At 58.2% G+C, this 16,903-nt stretch carries 16 protein-coding genes; 13 read left to right on the forward strand and 3 right to left on the reverse strand.

Going from position 1 to position 16,903, the window contains the following annotated elements; all coding sequences use genetic code 11:
• Positions 1-33 precede the first annotated feature (33 nt).
• From ACMXX3_RS01440 to ACMXX3_RS01475, 8 genes are all read left to right on the forward strand, one after another.
• Positions 34-1,068, forward strand: coding sequence for a siderophore ABC transporter substrate-binding protein (locus ACMXX3_RS01440; protein ID WP_421083031.1), 1,035 nt, complete (start codon positions 34-36; stop codon positions 1,066-1,068).
• A gap of 69 nt (positions 1,069-1,137) precedes the next feature.
• Positions 1,138-2,184, forward strand: coding sequence for an ABC transporter permease (locus ACMXX3_RS01445; RefSeq protein WP_421083032.1), 1,047 nt, complete (start codon positions 1,138-1,140; stop codon positions 2,182-2,184).
• The gene (locus ACMXX3_RS01450) at positions 2,177-3,256 is read left to right on the forward strand and encodes an iron chelate uptake ABC transporter family permease subunit (RefSeq protein WP_421083033.1); all 1,080 of its coding nucleotides are present in this window, start codon (positions 2,177-2,179) and stop codon (positions 3,254-3,256) included. The genes ACMXX3_RS01445 and ACMXX3_RS01450 overlap by 8 nt, the downstream gene beginning before the upstream one ends.
• Positions 3,253-4,008 carry an ABC transporter ATP-binding protein gene (locus ACMXX3_RS01455; protein ID WP_421083034.1) on the forward strand — a complete coding sequence of 252 codons (756 nt, stop codon included), beginning with the start codon at positions 3,253-3,255 and terminating at the stop codon, positions 4,006-4,008. Before ACMXX3_RS01450 ends, ACMXX3_RS01455 begins: the two co-directional genes overlap by 4 nt.
• A 252-nt stretch (positions 4,009-4,260) precedes the next feature.
• On the forward strand, positions 4,261-4,881 hold the full coding sequence (locus ACMXX3_RS01460) for an ATP-dependent Clp protease proteolytic subunit (protein WP_421083035.1): 621 nt from the start codon (positions 4,261-4,263) through the stop codon (positions 4,879-4,881).
• Positions 4,882-4,911: 30 nt separating this feature from the next.
• Positions 4,912-5,589 (forward strand): ATP-dependent Clp protease proteolytic subunit, encoded by a 678-nt coding sequence (locus ACMXX3_RS01465; RefSeq protein WP_421083036.1) that lies wholly within the window; start codon positions 4,912-4,914, stop codon positions 5,587-5,589.
• A gap of 169 nt (positions 5,590-5,758) precedes the next feature.
• Positions 5,759-7,042: an ATP-dependent Clp protease ATP-binding subunit ClpX gene (clpX, locus tag ACMXX3_RS01470; protein WP_421083037.1), complete on the forward strand. Its 1,284-nt coding sequence runs from the start codon at positions 5,759-5,761 to the stop codon at positions 7,040-7,042.
• A gap of 66 nt (positions 7,043-7,108) precedes the next feature.
• Positions 7,109-7,738, forward strand: coding sequence for a DsbA family protein (locus tag ACMXX3_RS01475; RefSeq protein WP_421083038.1), 630 nt, complete (start codon positions 7,109-7,111; stop codon positions 7,736-7,738).
• A gap of 72 nt (positions 7,739-7,810) precedes the next feature.
• Here ACMXX3_RS01475 and ACMXX3_RS01480 read toward each other — a convergent pair whose 3' ends face one another.
• A complete protein-coding gene (locus ACMXX3_RS01480) occupies positions 7,811-8,377 on the reverse strand; it encodes a hypothetical protein (protein ID WP_421083039.1) in 567 nt (188 codons plus the stop codon).
• 148 nt (positions 8,378-8,525) lie between these two features.
• The gene (valS, locus tag ACMXX3_RS01485; RefSeq protein ID WP_421083040.1) at positions 8,526-11,165 is read right to left on the reverse strand and encodes a valine--tRNA ligase; all 2,640 of its coding nucleotides are present in this window, start codon (positions 11,163-11,165) and stop codon (positions 8,526-8,528) included.
• A 123-nt stretch (positions 11,166-11,288) separates the two neighbouring features.
• Between valS and ACMXX3_RS01490 the strand changes: the two genes are divergently transcribed.
• The 4 genes from ACMXX3_RS01490 to ACMXX3_RS01505 all read left to right on the forward strand — a co-directional run bounded on the left by ACMXX3_RS01490 (position 11,289) and on the right by ACMXX3_RS01505 (position 14,308).
• A complete protein-coding gene (locus tag ACMXX3_RS01490) occupies positions 11,289-12,095 on the forward strand; it encodes an SDR family oxidoreductase (protein WP_421083041.1) in 807 nt (268 codons plus the stop codon).
• A gap of 113 nt (positions 12,096-12,208) precedes the next feature.
• Complete coding sequence (locus tag ACMXX3_RS01495; protein ID WP_421083042.1) at positions 12,209-13,024, forward strand: hypothetical protein; 816 nt, start codon at positions 12,209-12,211, stop codon at positions 13,022-13,024.
• 158 nt (positions 13,025-13,182) lie between these two features.
• Complete coding sequence (locus tag ACMXX3_RS01500; protein WP_421083043.1) at positions 13,183-13,845, forward strand: NADPH-dependent F420 reductase; 663 nt, start codon at positions 13,183-13,185, stop codon at positions 13,843-13,845.
• Between the two features lie 55 nt (positions 13,846-13,900).
• Entirely contained in the window at positions 13,901-14,308 is a 408-nt protein-coding gene (locus ACMXX3_RS01505) for a hypothetical protein (protein WP_421083044.1), read from the forward strand.
• Here the strand turns inward: ACMXX3_RS01505 and pdxY are convergent.
• Entirely contained in the window at positions 14,298-15,152 is an 855-nt protein-coding gene (gene pdxY, locus ACMXX3_RS01510; RefSeq protein ID WP_421083137.1) for a pyridoxal kinase PdxY, read from the reverse strand. The genes ACMXX3_RS01505 and pdxY overlap by 11 nt on opposite strands.
• A 269-nt stretch (positions 15,153-15,421) precedes the next feature.
• On the opposite strand from pdxY, the gene ACMXX3_RS01515 reads away from it, so the two are divergent.
• Positions 15,422-16,861, forward strand: a complete 1,440-nt coding sequence (locus ACMXX3_RS01515) for an APC family permease (RefSeq protein ID WP_421083045.1) — start codon at positions 15,422-15,424, stop codon at positions 16,859-16,861.
• Positions 16,862-16,903 lie beyond the last annotated feature (42 nt).

Below are 16,903 nucleotides of genomic sequence, written 5' to 3' on the forward strand. Positions count from 1 at the left end.
ACAAAACTTTTCACTGATAGATATAGGACACCAATGAAGGCTCACCGTATCTCCCTGCTGGCAGCTACTTCGGTACTGGCCCTGGCCCTGACCGCCTGTGGTTCTGGCTCCCAGAACGCCTCCCAGGAATCAAGCTCAACTGCAAGTTCATCAGCTGCTACCAGCTCCTCAGCAACCGGTTCAGCTTCTGCAGCGGCTGTGACTATTACCGATAACCACGGCGAGGTAACCCTGCCTGAGACTCGTGAGTCTATCGTGGCCACTGATAACCGGTCCTTCGAGATCCTTGAGTCCTGGGGTATTAAGCTCTCTGCTGCTCCCATGACCCTGATTCCTGTCACTGTTGAGGGGTACAAGAACGACGAGTCTATCGTTGATATTGGAACCCACCGTGAGCCTAATCTTGAGCTACTCACTGCTGCTGAGCCTGACCTCATCATCAACGGCCAGCGCTTCACCCAGCACTATGACGCCATCAAGCAGCTGAACCCTGAAACTGCAATCATTGAGCTGGAACCCCGCGACGGTGAGCCCTTTGACGCTGAACTCAAGCGTCAGGTAACAACTCTGGGCGAAATCTTTGGCAAGCAGGAGGAAGCCAAGCAGCTGATCGCTGATTTTGATGCTGCAGTTGCCCGCGCCAAGGCAGCCTACGATGGCACTTCAACGGTAATGGCTGTCAACGTCTCAGGCGGAGAAATTGGGTACATCGCCCCCAGCATTGGCCGTACCTACGGCCCTATCTTCGACATGGTGGGTCTGAAGCCTGCCCTCGAAATTGATGGTTCCTCCAACAACCACCAGGGTGATGACATTTCCGTAGAAGCCATTGCCGAATCCAACCCCGACTGGCTGCTCGTACTGGATCGTGACGCAGGCACCACTACCGATGAAGGTTCACCCGCTGCAGCTGACGTCATTTCTGGTAGCGCTGCCCTGGCCAACGTCACGGCTATCTCCAAGAACCAGATTGCCTATGCACCTGCTGACACCTACACCAACGAATCCATCATTACCTACACCGAGATTCTGAACGACCTGGCTGACAAGTTCGAAGCAGCCAAGTAATTTGAACCTCCCCCTCTAAGTTAAGGAGCCACCCTGCACCTATGCGCAGGGTGGCTCCTTGAGGCCTTTATGACCAGATCACCACAGACCCCCAGCCCAGTTCCACTTGAGGATTCTCACTGCTCTACCCAACAGCGGTTTGCGTCCTCCCAGCCTGCTCGAACCCGTACCCCCCTCCTGACGGGAAAGTTCATTGTCAGTTTCCTCCTCGTGGCCCTCTTGCTGGGCGCATCACTCCTGACAGGAGCCTACGATATTTTCGGGCAAGCAGACGGTGCGGATATGTTCGCCATTACCCGAGTGCCACGAACCGTTGCCCTCGTCCTAGCAGGTGCCGCCATGGCCATGTGCGGGCTCGTCATGCAAATGCTGACCCAAAATAAATTTGTTGAGCCTACCACAACAGGTACCACGGAATGGGCCAGTCTAGGCCTTCTTTTTATGCTGTACTTCTTCCCGGCAGCAACCTTACTCCAGCAAATGGTGGCAGCAATACTGTTTGCCTTTATCGGAAGCATGGTCTTCTTCCTCTTCCTGAGAAAGGTATCTTTGCGCTCCAGCCTCATCGTGCCGATAGTTGGCATGATGTTAGGTGCTGTCGTGTCAGCCTTTACCACCTTTTTTGCCCTCCAAACTAACCTGCTTCAAAACCTGGGTGTCTGGTTTGCAGGTAGCTTCACCTCTGTCATCAAAGGCCAGTACGAGGTCCTCTGGATCGTCCTAGCAGTCGTTGCAGCAGTTTTTTGGTACGCCGACCGCCTCACCGTCGCCGGCCTGGGGCAAGACTTCGCCACCAACGTCGGCCTCAACTACGCTCAGATAGTTTTTATTGGCACAGCCCTCATCGCCATTGCAACCGGTGTTGTGACGGTAGTGGTCGGTGCCCTGCCCTTCATCGGGCTCATCGTCCCGAACATGGTCAGTATGTTCCGGGGCGACGATTTACGGAGCAACCTACCTTGGGTTGCCCTAACTGGGATTGCTGTTGTGACTATCTGTGATCTCATTGGCCGTCTCATCATTGCCCCCTTTGAAATTCCTGTCTCAGTCATCCTGGGTATCGTGGGGGCTATCGTCTTTATCGGTTTGATTCTGAGAGGACGGGCCCGTGCCTAAACTAGCTACCGCCTCTTCCCAGCCTTCCGCTGCCCCGTCCACATCTCAGGGAGGACGTCGGCCAGCCCCCAAGCGGGGCTCAGGCTCCTTTAGCACCCACCGGGCAGCCCGTACCTACTGGCTGGTTCTTGCAGGTCTTTCCCTCACCGCAACCCTTGCCGCCTTCGGTTTGCTCGCCTACGGGAACCCCTTTGAAACAGGGACAGAAAAATGGTGGCTGATTGCAGAACGCCGATCCAATGCTGTCATTGCCATGGCCGTTGCAGCCATTTGCCAGTCCATTGCAACTGTGGCTTTCCAAACCGTCACCAACAACCGAATCATCACTCCCGGTATCCTTGGCTTCCAGGCCCTCTACGCAGCAATCCACACCTCCACGGTTTACTTTTCGGGGGTTGCAGGCCTCATCGCCGCCCGAACCCTCGACACCTTTATTTTCCAGCTGGTCATGATGGTGGCCCTGTCCCTCCTGCTCTACACCTGGTTACTGACCGGCCGCCGGGCAAACATGCACGTCATGCTCCTGGTCGGTGTCGTCCTCGGTGGGGGACTGGGGTCAGTTTCAACCTTCATGCAGCGGATGCTGACCCCCAGCGAATTCGACATCCTCACCGCCCGCCTCTTTGCCTCCGTCAATAACGCCGACCCAGACTACTACCCGGTAGCCCTACCCCTGGTGGCAGCTGGCGTCCTGGTGCTCTACCTCAAGGCCCGCACCCTCAACGCCCTAGCCCTCGGCCCCCAAGCAGCTACCAACCTGGGCATTAACCACCGGAGCGAATCCATTATCGTCCTGGTGATTGTAGCGGTCATGATGGCTGTATCGACAGCCCTGGTGGGCCCCCTGACCTTCCTCGGCTTCCTCGTGGCGACCCTGACCTACCAGTTCGCTGACACCTACGACCACCGCTACCTCTTTCCCATGTCTATGGTGCTCAGCTTCTCTATCCTGGCTGCTTCCTACTTCATCATGAACCACATCTTCTCAGCCCAGGGGGTTGTGGGAATCATCATTGAGCTGATCGGTGGCCTTACCTTCCTAATTGTGATTCTTCGAAAGGGCAAACTGTGATTACCCTGCAGCAGGTAGCAAAAAGCTACTCCGGCGAAACCAACATCGGCCCTGTTGACCTAGAACTACCGGCAGGAGGAATAACAGCCCTGGTGGGCCCCAACGGGGCAGGAAAATCAACCCTGCTCACCATGATTGGCCGCCTCCTAGACATCGACACGGGCACCATCACCGTCGGTAACCTGAACGTAGCCACCTCAAAATCAAAAGATTTGGCCAAGGTTGTCTCAATCCTCCGCCAGGAAAACCACTTCGTCACCAAGCTAACCGTCCGCCAGCTAGTTGGGTTCGGCCGATTCCCCTACACCGGGGGACGGCTCACCGCCCAAGACGAAGAAATCATCAGCCGGTACATTGACTTCCTCAACCTCACCGAGCTAGAAAACCGCTACCTGGACGAGCTATCAGGCGGCCAGCGCCAGCGGGCCTATGTAGCAATGGTGCTCTGCCAGGAAACCGATTACGTCCTGCTCGATGAGCCCCTCAACAACCTCGATATCTCCCACTCGGTCCAGATGATGCAGCACCTGCACAACGCCGCCCGCGCCCTTGGCCGCACCATCATCGTGGTTCTCCACGACATCAATTTTGCCGCCCGATACGCCGACTACATTTGCGCTATCAAGGACGGCAAACTCGCAAGCTTCGGTTCCGTTCAGGACATCATGAAAGACGACCTGCTCACCGAAATCTTCAACACCCCGGTTCAGGTCATCCAGGGGCCCAACGGCCCTATCGCCTGCTACCACTAAATACATCCCGCTCCCAAGGCAACCAAGCTGGCGGTGGACGTCCTGACCAGTAGGCTCAGGACGGCCACCTGCCAGCTTTTCTGCACCGACCCAGCCCAAGCAGGCAGGCAGGGAAGGCAAGACGGGCTGTTGACATGCCATCAGCGAACTCACCTCAATTTGGGGCAGGGGGGAGAGCTTCAAGCGATAACCTAAGAACAAGAAAATCTTTGGCGCCCATCAGGCGTCGCCCCGAACTCAAGGAGCGGAAACATGTCCTTCACCCCTGAAGCACACCAGGCCCCCGCCATGGAAACCCCCATGGGAAGCCAGGACGACTACGTCTACAACCGCCTGCTCAAGGAACGCATCATCTGGCTGGGCTCCGAAGTGCGTGACTCCAACGCCAACCGCATCTGCTCCCAGCTGCTGCTGCTCTCAGCCGAAGACCCCGAGGCAGACATCTACCTGTACATCAATTCACCCGGCGGCTCCGTCACCGCAGGCATGGCCATCTACGACACCATGCAGCTGATCCCCAATGACGTTGTCACCGTGGTAACCGGTATGGCAGCATCAATGGGCCAGTTCCTGTTGACCGCAGGTGCCCCCGGTAAGCGCTACGCAACCCCCAACGCCCGCATCCTCATGCACCAGCCCTCCGGTGGCATCGGCGGTACCGCTTCCGACATCCGCACCCAGGCCCAGCTCATTCTCGATATGAAGAAGCGCCTGAGCGAAATCACCGCTGAGCGCACCGGCCAGACCGTTGAGACCATCCTGCGCGATAACGACCGCGACAACTGGTTCACCGCCGAAGAGGGCCTGGCCTACGGCTTCTTCGACAAGATTCTCGACAAGATCGGCCCGGCCACCAGCGCCACCGACAAGTAAACCGGCACAGAACTTTTCCAGGAGAAACGAATGATTCACCTTCCTTCATCAACCGCACCTGCCGGTATGCCCAGCAACCGTTATGTGCTCCCTAACTTTGAAGAACGCACCCCCTACGGCTACAAGCGCCAAGACCCTTATGCCAAGCTCTTCGAAGACCGCATTATCTTCCTTGGGGTTCAGGTCGATGACGCCTCAGCCGACGACATCATGGCCCAGCTACTGGTGCTCGAATCCCAGGACCCTGATCGCGATATCACCCTCTACATCAACTCACCCGGTGGCTCCTTCACCGCGATGACTGCTATCTACGACACCATGCAGTACATCCGCCCCGAAATTCAGACCGTCTGCCTGGGTCAGGCCGCCTCAGCCGCCGCCGTCCTGCTGGCAGCCGGTACCCCCGGCAAGCGTCTCGCCCTGCCCAACGCCCGCGTGCTCATCCACCAGCCGGCCCTCTCAGGCCAGCAGGGTGGTCAGGCTTCGGACATCGAAATTCACGCCAACGAAGTCATGCGTATGCGTGAATGGACCGCCCAGACCTTGGCCCTGCACTCCGGTAAGTCCTTCGAAGAGGTCGATAAGTCCATTGAGCGTGACAACATCTTGACCGCCAAGGCCGCCCTCGAATACGGCATTGTTGACCAGGTGCTCGAATCCCGCAAGGCCGTCAAGCCTGCCTTCAACACTGCTGAGAAGCACGACTAACCTTTAGGCTTCAAGCTCACCTGCCCTGCCAATCAGTCAACCTATGGTTTTCCTCTGATCGGCAGGGCAGTTTAGTCATAAACGGTAATAGCTCCACAAACGTCATATCTTGGGCAGGCAAGCCCTTAGACGGTAGATTAGTACAGGAACCAAAGGAAAGGTAGGGTCTATGGCTCGGCTAGGCGATAGCACCACACTTCCCAAATGCTCATTTTGCGGGAAGACCCAGCGGCAGGTTCGGAAACTGATCGCCGGTCCAAATATTTACATCTGCGACGAATGCATCGAGCTCTGCAACGAAATCCTTGAAGAAGAACTGGCTGACGTCAAAGAGCTAGTCGTCGAGGACGCCCTACCCACCCCCCGAGAAATTTTCGACCATCTCCAGGAATACGTCATCGGTCAGGAGGCCGCTAAACGGGCCCTGTCGGTGGCCGTCTACAACCATTACAAGCGCATCAAGGCCCAGCAGAATCCAGCACTTGAAGCCAAGGAACTTCTAGCAACGGACGGCGAAGACGTTGAGATTGCAAAATCAAATATTCTCCTCGTTGGCCCCACCGGTTCAGGTAAGACCTACCTAGCTCAAACCCTGGCCAAGAAACTCAACGTGCCCTTTGCCGTAGCCGATGCCACCTCCCTGACTGAAGCCGGGTACGTCGGTGAGGACGTCGAAAACATCCTCTTGAAACTGATTCAAGCAGCTGATGGAGACATTGAAAAGGCCCAGCGGGGAATTATCTATATCGATGAGATCGATAAAATTTCCCGCAAGGCAGATAACCCCTCCATTACCCGCGATGTCTCAGGCGAAGGCGTCCAGCAGGCCCTGCTCAAAATACTCGAAGGCACAGAAGCCTCTGTCCCTCCCCAAGGCGGCCGTAAGCACCCCCAACAGGAATTTCTGAAAATTAATACCTCAAACATCCTCTTTATTGTGGCTGGCGCATTTGCCGGTATCGAAGAGATTGTGGGCGGCCGGGTTGGTCGAAAGGGCATTGGCTTTGGGGCTTCCATCGACCAGGCAGCTAAGGACGAGGAAATCCTCACCAAACTCATGCCCGAAGACCTGCTGAAGTTCGGCCTGATACCTGAATTCATCGGCCGTCTTCCGGTGCTAGCGACCCTGGGCAAGCTCACCGAAGCTGACCTCAAGCGGATCCTCACTGAACCCAAGAATGCCCTGGTCAAACAATATAAGCGTATGTTCGCCCTGGACGGGGTAGAGCTGGTCTTTGAGGACGAGGCCGTCGCAGCAATTGCCCGCCAGGCTGTTGAGAGGGATACCGGCGCCCGCGGCCTGAGATCAATCATGGAGTCCATCTTGCAGCCTGTCATGTTTGATGTGCCTAGCCGCAGCGATGTCGTATCTGTTGTGATTGATGCTGAGGTTGTACGCGGGAATAAAGAGCCCCTCCTGGTGCTTGAACAGAAGGAACAGAAAACAGCTTAAAGATTATTGCCCTCCTCCCTCATAGGGGGGTGGGTTGCAACTAGGCCCTGACCTGAAAGGACACACATGGCTGAACATACAGTAGATTTCTGGTTTGACCCCACCTGCCCCTGGTGCTGGATGACCTCCCGCTGGATCAAGGAGGTTGAGACCCTCCGCGACGTAGAGGTAACCTGGCATCCCTTCTCCCTTGCCGTCCTCAATGAGGGCCGGGATCTCGACCCAGGCTACCGCAAGCACATCGACAATACTTGGGGTCCCGCCCGCGTGGCCACCGCTGTGGCAGAACAATTCGGGCAGGCCAAACTCGATGAACTCTACACCGCCCTGGGTGAAGAGATCCACCACCGGAAGAACAAGGAAGGCACCTACTTCGAAAAAGCCATCGAAGCTGCCCTTGAAGCAACCGGCCTGCCCGCAGAGCTGGCCCAGGTCGCCTTTACCGAAGAGTATGACGAGCAGATGCGGGCCTCAACCCGGGCAGGGCTTGACTCTGCCGGTGGTGATGACATCGGTGTTCCCCTCATGAGCATCAACGGTGTCACCTTCTTCGGCCCTGTTATGTCACCTGCTCCAACAGGTGAAGAGGCAGCCAAGGTCTTCGACGGGGCAGTAGCTCTCGCATCCTACCCGGGATTCTACGAAATTAAGCGTCCCCGCACCGTCGGCCCGATCTTTAAAACTGACCAGGCCTAAAACTTACCGCCACGAAAAAGGGGCCCCGGAACTAACCGGGGCCCCTTTTGCTACTCAACCTGCAGGCGAAATTTACTTGTTGCTGGAGGCTGTGGGCTTAGGAGATGAGGTTGCAGTGCTGGTCTCGGTGCTTGCTGCACTTCGCTTTTCCTGAGCAGCCTTGGCCTTCTTGATGATGGCAGAATCGAGGCAGCGGGAGTCAGTGGTGGTTGAAGGACGGTTAGCGTCGGTAGACTGACGAAGTTCCAGGTTCCGGTCGCTAATCTGGCGGACAATATCCGGGGCGTCGTTCACAAACTTATAGGCTGCTTCGACATCGGTGGTGAAGTCAGCACGGACGGTGAAGTTGAGAATCTCTTCCTTGGTGGGAAAAACGTGGCCAGCACACATCACGTTGTAGTAGGTGATGATGTCCTGATCTTTCAGATCGGCAACGGCCTTTTCGACGTCTTCTACCTTCTCGTAGTCGCGGAAGTCTTCAAGCTGAACATCTGCGGGGGCGGTTGCACCAGCCCAGGTGGGGGCCGGGGTGGATTCTGCGGTTGTTTCTGTGGAGTTGTTGCCGCAGGCTGATAGGGTAGCTGCTGCTACCAGCGCGAGGGCTGCGAAGCGGGAGCGACTGGCCTTCAGGTTAATCATGGGGAACCTCAATCGTGGTGGAGTGTAGTAGCGGGCGGGAAGCCGCGACAATTCTTTGATAATTCTACCTAGAAGCGGCCACCGGGTCATGACCCGGTGGCCGGTTTTTATGTGCTCTACACCCCAGTAGGTGCGGGGCGCTTCTAGGCTATTCGGCGCTTTCTTCGGTGAGAAGGACGACGTCCGAAACAGTGAGTTCGCCTTCGCCTTCGGTGAGGGTCAGGTCGCGGGCGTTGCCAGCTGCCTTGAGATCACCCAGGCCACCTCGGATCCGGGCGATGTCGGCAGCTGAGCCGGTGATGGTTGCAGTTTCAACCTCGGTACGCTGCTTGACCTGAGCCTCTGACTTGGCCTTACGCAGACCGCCCAGGGCAGCTGCGACGGTGGGCAGGACGGCGGGGTCGGCGTCCGCTACGGCGGCTGCGAAGCCCTCGGTGGTGGGCCAGGGGGCGCGATGTACTGAGCCTGCTCGCCACCAGGACCAGATCTCGTCGGTGACGAAGGGCAGGAAGGGGGCGAAAAGGCGCAGCATAGCATCGAGGGTGGTAGCCAGAGCAGCCAGGACTGAGGCCTGTTCTGCTTCCCCGACGTTGCCGTAGGCGCGGTCCTTGATGAGTTCTACGAAGTCGTCGGTGAAGTGCCAGAAGAAGGTCTCTGAGATCTGCAGGGCCCGGGCGTACTCGTAGTTCTCAAAAGCGGCGGTGGCTTCGTCAACGAGGGCAGCGAGGCGGGCCAGCAGGGAACGGTCAAGCTCGTTGGTCAGGAAGCCCGCGGCCGCCTGGTCGGTGATGACCGAGTTGGCGGTGGCGCCCAGGCCGAGCACGAACTTGGAGGCGTTCAGCAGCTTGATGGCCAGGCGGCGACCAATCTTCATCTGGGCCTCGTCGTAGGCGGTATCAGCACCCAGCTTGGCGCTGGCAGCCCAGTAGCGAACGGCGTCCGAACCGTACTTTTCCAGAACCTCGTTGGGAACTACGACATTGCCCTTAGACTTGGACATCTTCTTGCGGTCCGGGTCCAGGATCCAGCCGGAAAGGGCGGTGTCGGTCCAGGGGACGGAGTTCTCCAGGGAGTTGGAGCGAACCACGGTGGAGAAGAGCCAGGTGCGGATGATGTCGTGGCCCTGGGGGCGTAGGTCCATGGGGAAGGTGACCTTGTGCAGGTTCTCGTCCACGGCCCAGCCGGTGGCAATCTGGGGGGTCAGCGATGAGGTGGCCCAGGTGTCCAGGACGTCGGGGTCGGCGATGAAGCCGCCGGGCACGCCGCGCTGGTCTTCGGTGTAGCCGGGGGCAGGCTCTGAGGCAGGGTCAACGGGGAGCATGTCCTCAGTGGGGAGGATAGGCTGCTCGTAGTTGGGTTCACCGTCAGCGTCCAGCTTGTACCAGACGGGGAAGGGCACGCCGAAGAAGCGCTGGCGGGAAATAAGCCAGTCGCCGTTGAGGCCCTCGACCCAGTTCTCGTAGCGGGAGCGCATGAAGGCAGGGTGCCAGGTGATTTCACGTCCGCGCTCAACCAGGGCCTCACGGCGCTCGGCGTCGCGGCCACCGTTGCGGATGTACCACTGGCGGGAGGCCACGATTTCAAGGGGCTTATCGCCCTTTTCGTAGAACTTGACCGGGTGGGTGATGGGCTTGGGGTCGCCATCCATTTCACCGGCTTCAACCAGCATCTCAACGACGGTCTTCTGGGCGGTGAACACGGTGGCACCTGCCATGCGCTCGTAGCGCGCACGGCCCTCGGCGGAGGTAATCCACTCGGGGGTGTCAGTGGCGAAGCGGCCGTCACGACCAATCAGGGCACGGGTAGGCAGCTGGAGCTCGCGCCACCAGGTGACGTCGGTGGTGTCGCCGAAGGTACAAATCATGGCGATACCGGCACCCTTGTCGGGCTGGGCCAGGGGGTGGGCTTTGATCTCGACCTCGACACCAAAGAGGGGAGAGGTGACCTTGGTTCCGAAGAGGGGCTTGTAGCGCTCGTCGTCGGGGTGGGCGACCAGGGCAACACAGGAGGGCAGCAGCTCGGGGCGGGTGGTCTCAATCCAGACCTTCTCGCCGTTCTCGCGGTGGAAGGAGATACGGTGGTAGGCGCCGGGGCGTTCCTTGTCTTCCAGTTCTGCCTGGGCAACCGCGGTGCGGAAGGTGACGTCCCACATGGTGGGGGCTTCTGCCATGTAGGCATCGCCGCTGGCCAGGTCGTTGAGGAAGGCCAGCTGGGAGACCTTGCGGGAGTGGGCGTCGATGGTGCGGTAAGTGTGGGACCAGTCAACGGAAAGGCCCAGGGTGGTGAAGAGTTCTTCGAAAACCTTTTCGTCCTCTACCGCCAGAATCTCGCAGAGTTCAATGAAGTTCTGGCGGGAGATACGGGGCCAGTCGCGCTGGTTCTTGGCGGGCTTTTCAGGAGCCTTGAAATCGGGGTCGTAGGGGATCGCGGGGTCACAGAGTACGCCATAGTAGTTCTGCACGCGACGCTCGGTGGGCAGGCCGTTGTCGTCCCAGCCCAGGGGGTAGAAGACGTTCTTGCCCTTCATGCGCTGGTAGCGGGCGATGACGTCGGTCTGGGTGTAGGAGAACATGTGACCAACGTGCAGGGAGCCGGACGCGGTGGGCGGCGGGGTGTCGATGGAGTAGACCTGCTCGCGGGTGGTATTCGGGTCGAAGGCGTAGGTCTTGTTGGCGGCCCAGTTCTCGGTGAACTTCTTTTCGAGGCCTTCAAGGCCGGGCTTCGCGGGGACGGTAATTTCTACGGTGTTTTCTGCGGGCGTGTCTGTGCCCTGATTGATTTCAGCCATGCTGACCATTCTCTCACGGATACTTTTCTTGTGCAGTACCCGATGCTGGTCAGAAGAGAAAATAATATGTCATACAGGAAACTGGGGCTGTAGCTACGCGCTCAGGGGCCGTAGTCTAGTGGTATGACTACTTCATCACTTCCCGCTAACCCCTTTTCCGCTGACGCCCAGAGCGGCAAGATTGCCGTGGTAACGGGGGCCTCCTCAGGTATCGGCCGGGCCACCGCTGAACTCATGGCAGCCACCGGCTGGACGGTCTACGCTGTAGCCCGCCGGGCTGACCGCCTCGAAAGCCTGGCCCAGGCAACCGGGGTGCGCCCGGTCGTCCTCGATATTACAGACGCCGACGCGGTAACCGCCCGGGCCCAAGAGATTCTGGACGAAACCGGCGGTCGGCTAGACGCCCTGGTCAATATCTCAGGTGGCGCCCTGGGAGCGGATTCCGTGGGAGAAGGCAAGGCCAGTGACTGGGAGGGAATGTACCGGGTCAACGTGTTGGGAACCCTGAATATGACCCAGGCCTTCCTGCCTGCCCTGCGGGCCAACGGCGAGGGTACCGTCCTCAACCTCACCTCTACCGCGGCAGAAGCAGGCTACGAAGGAGGGGCAGGCTACAACGCTGCCAAGTTCGGCCAACGGGCCCTGACCGAAACCCTACGTTTAGAAGAGGCAGAAAACAACATCCGGGTGATCGAAGTGCGCCCCGGCATGGTCAAGACCGACGAATTTGCCCTCAACCGTCTTGGCTCGGCAGAAGCAGCTGCCAAGGTCTACGCTGGGGTTGAAAAGCCCCTGCTGGCAACGGACGTTGCCCAGACCGTCACCTTTGCCGTGAACGTCCCCCACCACATCAACTTGGACCACATCACCATGCGGCCGGTGGCTCAGGCAGCCCAGTACAAGGTGATTCGTCGACTCCCGAACGGCTAGGTCGGAAGGGAGGGGCTGACGGGGCGGGGTCTTGCCCCCATAATGAAAGTAGGCTTATAATATTCGGGAGGAAGCCCACAACGGCATACCAATCATCGAAGGAGATGAAGACCGTGAAGCGCAACCACCCCACCAAGACCCCGCACCCCACCACCAGCTGGTCAGTGCCCCTGCTCATCCTGGCCACCCTGCCCCTTCTTGTAGCCTGTGCCGGTGGCGGTGAAACCCCATCGCAGGCACCGGCTCAGACCTCTTCCTCCGTTTCTGCCTCTGCGACTGCACCAGCAAGCGCCCCTGCACCCTCAAGCTCTTCAGCGATAGCTGCATATCAGGTTGTTGAGGACGCCTGCTTAGACCGCTGCACCACCTACGAAACCATTGCTGTCACCCACCCCACCCTCGGGCCGGTAGAGATTCGCACCTATGGTTGGGATATGAAGCCGGGGTCAGCCCCTTCCCAGATGCAACTGGCCTACGCCGTTTATCGGGACGGCGAACCCATCGGCTTCTACGAGGGGCTGGGCAATACCTACGCCTTCATCTCTGCGCACACCGTCATGGGCAATATGACCTGGAATCTTGCGCGGGACTCCAACGTCGACCGCTACGGCAACATCTATCTGGCAACGGATAGGTCCGTGGTGGTGCTAGCACCCACCGATACCGGGTATAGCCAGGAGGGTACCCTACCCTCCGCGCCGGTAGAGAAACCGCGGTTCGAGATTTCCCCCTTCTTCGATGATGCCGGTGAGCCCGCTGCCGGCCTGCACCTCGATGCGGACGGACGGGCCTACCTTGTTCTGGGGAAGGACGACAGCGGAGAAGTGCGGCAGGTCAGCATTACGGGGCCGCTAGGGGAAGAGGGCTCGACCGTTTACACCAGTTGCGCCAGCACTGAGCCCCACTGTGGTTTCATTTTTGACCACTAGGTTGTGGTTGTGAGGCTGTTGGCTAAATTCTTCCTCTCGTGAGGGCTGGGGCTCGTATTGTGTCTAATTAAGACGCGCCCCAGCCCCTTTTGTTGAAAATCAAGAGCGTGAGAGTAGGGTGCGAATAGTCAATACATGAACTAAATAAGGGGTTTGAGATGACCACAGCAATCATAGGAACAGGCCGTATCGGTTCACAGGTCGCCCTTCGCCTGGCTCGCGGGGGAGAAGAGATACTGGTTGCGGCGTCAAATCTCGAATCGGCTCAGAAATCAGCCCAAGAACTGGGGCTAGGTATTCGGGCTGGTACCGTCGAGCAGGTCATCGAAGAAGCAGACACAGTTGTCTTCGCTACGATGTTCCCCGTTACCCAGCAGCTCCTGAAGGAACATTCTTCACAGTTGGTGGACAAGGTCGTTGTTGACCCATCCAACAACTTCCGGGTTACCGACGACGGCCGGGCGGTTTCCGCCAACCCAGAAGGGTCCTCAGCTGGCCAGCAAAACGCTGCCCTGCTTCCTCAGGGGGTTAATTTTGTCAAAGCGCTGGGAACCATGAGCGCGGCTAATCTGGGCAAAGAAACTACCGGTAGCGGTGAAAAGGTGGCTCAACTTTTTGCAACGGACGACCCAGTAGCGCAAGAGCGCATTACCCACCTATTGCGTCTGGGGAGCTGGGAGCCCATCAAGGCTGGCGGCTTGGACATTGCCTCCAGAATCGAGGTCGGCGGTACCTGGCACGACCGCGGTGGACTTAGCGGACGGATTCTCAGCAAGGAGGAAGCGGAGAAACTGGTCAGCGAGCCTGTATCGGAGAAATAATCAAGAAAACTTGCGAGGAGGAGCATATCTCCCAGTCGAATGATTGTGCTGTTCAGTGGGTGGGGCCAGCCTCACCCGCTGTGCTGTGCAGGCAACAGACTGGAGCCCCGTGATTCAGCTGGTCGCCACCTCCCACGGAACCGATAATCCCCAGGGCCGCGAAGTCGTGCTCTATCAGGCAGAAGATTTCAGCACCCTGCTCAACCGGCAGATGCCCTACGGCTTTGTGACTGATAATGGACCCACCATCGGACAGGCATGGAATAACCAGGCCGATTACATCTCAACCTATCTGCTGGCCCGCGGTTACTTCTACAGCGAACTCATCAAGGCTTACCAGGGCACAGAAAAGGCGGTCGTCTCCGAGCCGCTGGTGCTGCCCGGAGACGCCGCCTCTGCCGCGATAGTTGCTTCGGATGCTTTTGAAAGAGCTACCGAAGTCCTCACCGCTCTTAGCGCTTGATCGCTACCGCCTCAAAAGTCTCAGCAGGTTCAACATAGGCCTGCTGGGACTCAATAAGTTGCAGTTCACGCTGGCCTGATGCCAGAGTGTTCTTCAGCAACTCATAGACGCTGGCCGTCGTCAGCTCCAGGGCCTCCTTCAGGCTCTTGCCCGAGGCGAAGTGGGCGGCAAAGAGGGCCTGGGTAACGTCGCCCGAGCCGTTAGCCTTCATGGGTAGGCGCGGAGTGGTAATCAGCCAGGCTTCATCGCCCGAAACTGCCAGCATCTGGATTGAATCCTCGGGGGTTTCGGGAGTGTTGACGCTGGTGACCAGCACAGTCTGGGGGCCAATCTTCTGGGCTGCGGCCACAGAAGCAAGCACCTCGTCGAGGGTCTGGGGGTCGGTGCCGGTCACAAAGCCCAGCTCAAACTGGTTGGGGGTGATGATGTCAGCGTGCTGAATCACGCGGTCACGAATCAGCTCCTGCACCTCGGGGGAGACGAAGCAGCCACTGGTGGCATTACCCAGAACCGGATCACAGGAATAAAGGACGTTCGGGTTAGCTGCGCGGGCCTTAGCGACGGCGTCGAGGATGGCATCGCCGATGGAGGACCCACCCTGGTAGCCAGAAATCACAAGGCCAGTGTCGGCCAGACCGCCCCTCTCTTCAATGCCGGTGACAATCTCACGAACGTCATCACCGGACACCAAAGGGCCCCGCCAGGCACCATACCCGGTGTGGTTGGAAAACAGCACAGTATTGACGGGCATGACCTCGTGGCCCATACGCTGCAAGGGAAAAACGGCCGCTGAATTGCCGACGTGACCATAGGCCACAGCAGACTGGATAGAAAGAATACGCATAGTGACCATTGTGGCACGGCTATCAGGTGGGGAGAACTATTGGATCGACAGAATCTCGAATCCCAAAACGGCCCCGTCATCTTGCTCGTGCGTGAAAAGTGCGGTTTTGTTACACGCTATCTGTGCTTGTCAGGGAACCTGCCTTGTGCAATCAAACCAAGATTGGCGCGTCCTTAGATAATTTCCGCAGGAGCACCCAAAATTTTTTGTAAAGTTTTCACATTCTATTGGTGTTACACCTCACACGTGTTTTGAACCTAGGGGGAATCATGTCTACACAGCATGAAACTCAAAGTGAACTCAAGAAGTCGATGGGCCCAGCAGCGGTGCTGGCCCTCGGCGTCGGCGCAATGGTCGGCTTTGGCTGGGTCATCCTAGCCGGTGACTGGATCCTCAGCGCAGGGTCTGTAGGCGCCATGCTTGCTTTTGCCGTCGGTGGCGCAATGATGGCCCTGATGGCATTAATCTACTCAGAGCTAGTAGCTGCAATGCCCCAGGCCGGCGGCGAGCACAACTACATCATCCGCGCCCTCGGCCCACGCTGGTCACTGATCGGCTCTTGGGCAATCGCAGGTGGCTACGCCACCGTCGTAGCCTTCGAGGCAGTAGCCCTGCCCCGAGCCCTCGGATACGTCATTGACCTCAACCACATCAAGCTCTACACGGTTGCAGAGTCAGACGTCTACCTCATCTGGGCCCTGGTCGGCTCTGTTTCAGCCATCATCATCACCATCATCAACATCCTGGGCGCAAAAATCGCAGGTAGCGTCCAGATTTTTGTGGTGGCCTTCCTCTTTGCCATCGGCGCCCTACAGCTCTTCGGATCCTTTACCGGCGGTGAAATTGCCAAAATGGACCCGCTCTTTACCGGCGGCACAGCTGGTTTCTTCGCGGTATTGATTATCGTGCCCTTCATGTTCGTTGGGTTCGATGTCATCCCTCAAACTGCTGAAGAGGCCAAGATGGCCCCTCGCTCAATCGGCAAAATTTCTGTCATCTCTGTTCTGATTGCTGCCCTCTGGTACATCCTCATCGTTCTGACCGTCTCAGTCGCCCTGGACGATTCAGCCCTGAAAGCTGCAGAACTTCCCGCAGCTGACGCTATCGGCGTCCTCTTCGGCAACGACTTCATGGCCAAACTGATGATTGCAGCAGGTATCGCAGGCATTATCACCTCCTGGAACTCCCTGCAGATGGGCGCCTCCCGCCTGCTCTTCTCCCTGGCCCGCTGCGGTATGTTGCCCAAGTGGCTGGGCGTTGTCCACCCCAAGTACGGCACCCCCATCAATGCCCTGCTGGTGCTTGGTTTCTTTGCAACCCTGGCCCCCTTCTTTGGCCGGGCAGCCCTGGGCTGGGTTGTTGACGCTGGTTCGCCCATGATCGTTATTGCCTACCTGCTGGTCATGGTCTCCTTCGTTGTTCTGCGCAAGAAGGACCCTGCTATGCCCCGGCCCCTGCGGGTTGGCGGCTCAGGTAACGGTGGCGTTGTGATTGGCTACCTGGCGATTCTGGTAGCTGTCTTCCTCGTATCCCTGTACATCCCGGGTATGCCTGCAGGTAGCAATATCGTGTGGCAGTCCTGGGCTATCTTTGGGCTCTGGTGGATCGTTGGCCTGATCTTTATGTTCCGCATTCCCACAGGTATTGAGCCTGGGCCTGATGCTGAAGAACAGGTCACCGAATACATGAGAAAGGCTGGCATGCTCTAAGCCGAGTTTTGTTGCCTCAGGTTTACCACAAGGACGCCTGCC

Source organism: Rothia nasimurium, from assembly GCF_049068285.1.
Taxonomy (GTDB): Bacteria; Actinomycetota; Actinomycetes; order Actinomycetales; family Micrococcaceae; genus Rothia; species Rothia nasimurium_I.

Coding starts and splice junctions, on each gene's coding strand:
- ACMXX3_RS01445 (WP_421083032.1), top strand. CDS start 1,138: ATGACCAGATCACCACAGACCCCCAGCCCAGTTCCACTTGAGGATTCT.
- ACMXX3_RS01440 (WP_421083031.1), top strand. CDS start 34: ATGAAGGCTCACCGTATCTCCCTGCTGGCAGCTACTTCGGTACTGGCC.
- ACMXX3_RS01465 (WP_421083036.1), top strand. CDS start 4,912: ATGATTCACCTTCCTTCATCAACCGCACCTGCCGGTATGCCCAGCAAC.
- ACMXX3_RS01480 (WP_421083039.1), bottom strand. CDS start 8,377: ATGATTAACCTGAAGGCCAGTCGCTCCCGCTTCGCAGCCCTCGCGCTG.
- valS (WP_421083040.1), bottom strand. CDS start 11,165: ATGGCTGAAATCAATCAGGGCACAGACACGCCCGCAGAAAACACCGTA.
- clpX (WP_421083037.1), top strand. CDS start 5,759: ATGGCTCGGCTAGGCGATAGCACCACACTTCCCAAATGCTCATTTTGC.
- ACMXX3_RS01475 (WP_421083038.1), top strand. CDS start 7,109: ATGGCTGAACATACAGTAGATTTCTGGTTTGACCCCACCTGCCCCTGG.
- pdxY (WP_421083137.1), bottom strand. CDS start 15,152: ATGCGTATTCTTTCTATCCAGTCTGCTGTGGCCTATGGTCACGTCGGC.
- ACMXX3_RS01500 (WP_421083043.1), top strand. CDS start 13,183: ATGACCACAGCAATCATAGGAACAGGCCGTATCGGTTCACAGGTCGCC.
- ACMXX3_RS01460 (WP_421083035.1), top strand. CDS start 4,261: ATGTCCTTCACCCCTGAAGCACACCAGGCCCCCGCCATGGAAACCCCC.
- ACMXX3_RS01515 (WP_421083045.1), top strand. CDS start 15,422: ATGTCTACACAGCATGAAACTCAAAGTGAACTCAAGAAGTCGATGGGC.
- ACMXX3_RS01490 (WP_421083041.1), top strand. CDS start 11,289: ATGACTACTTCATCACTTCCCGCTAACCCCTTTTCCGCTGACGCCCAG.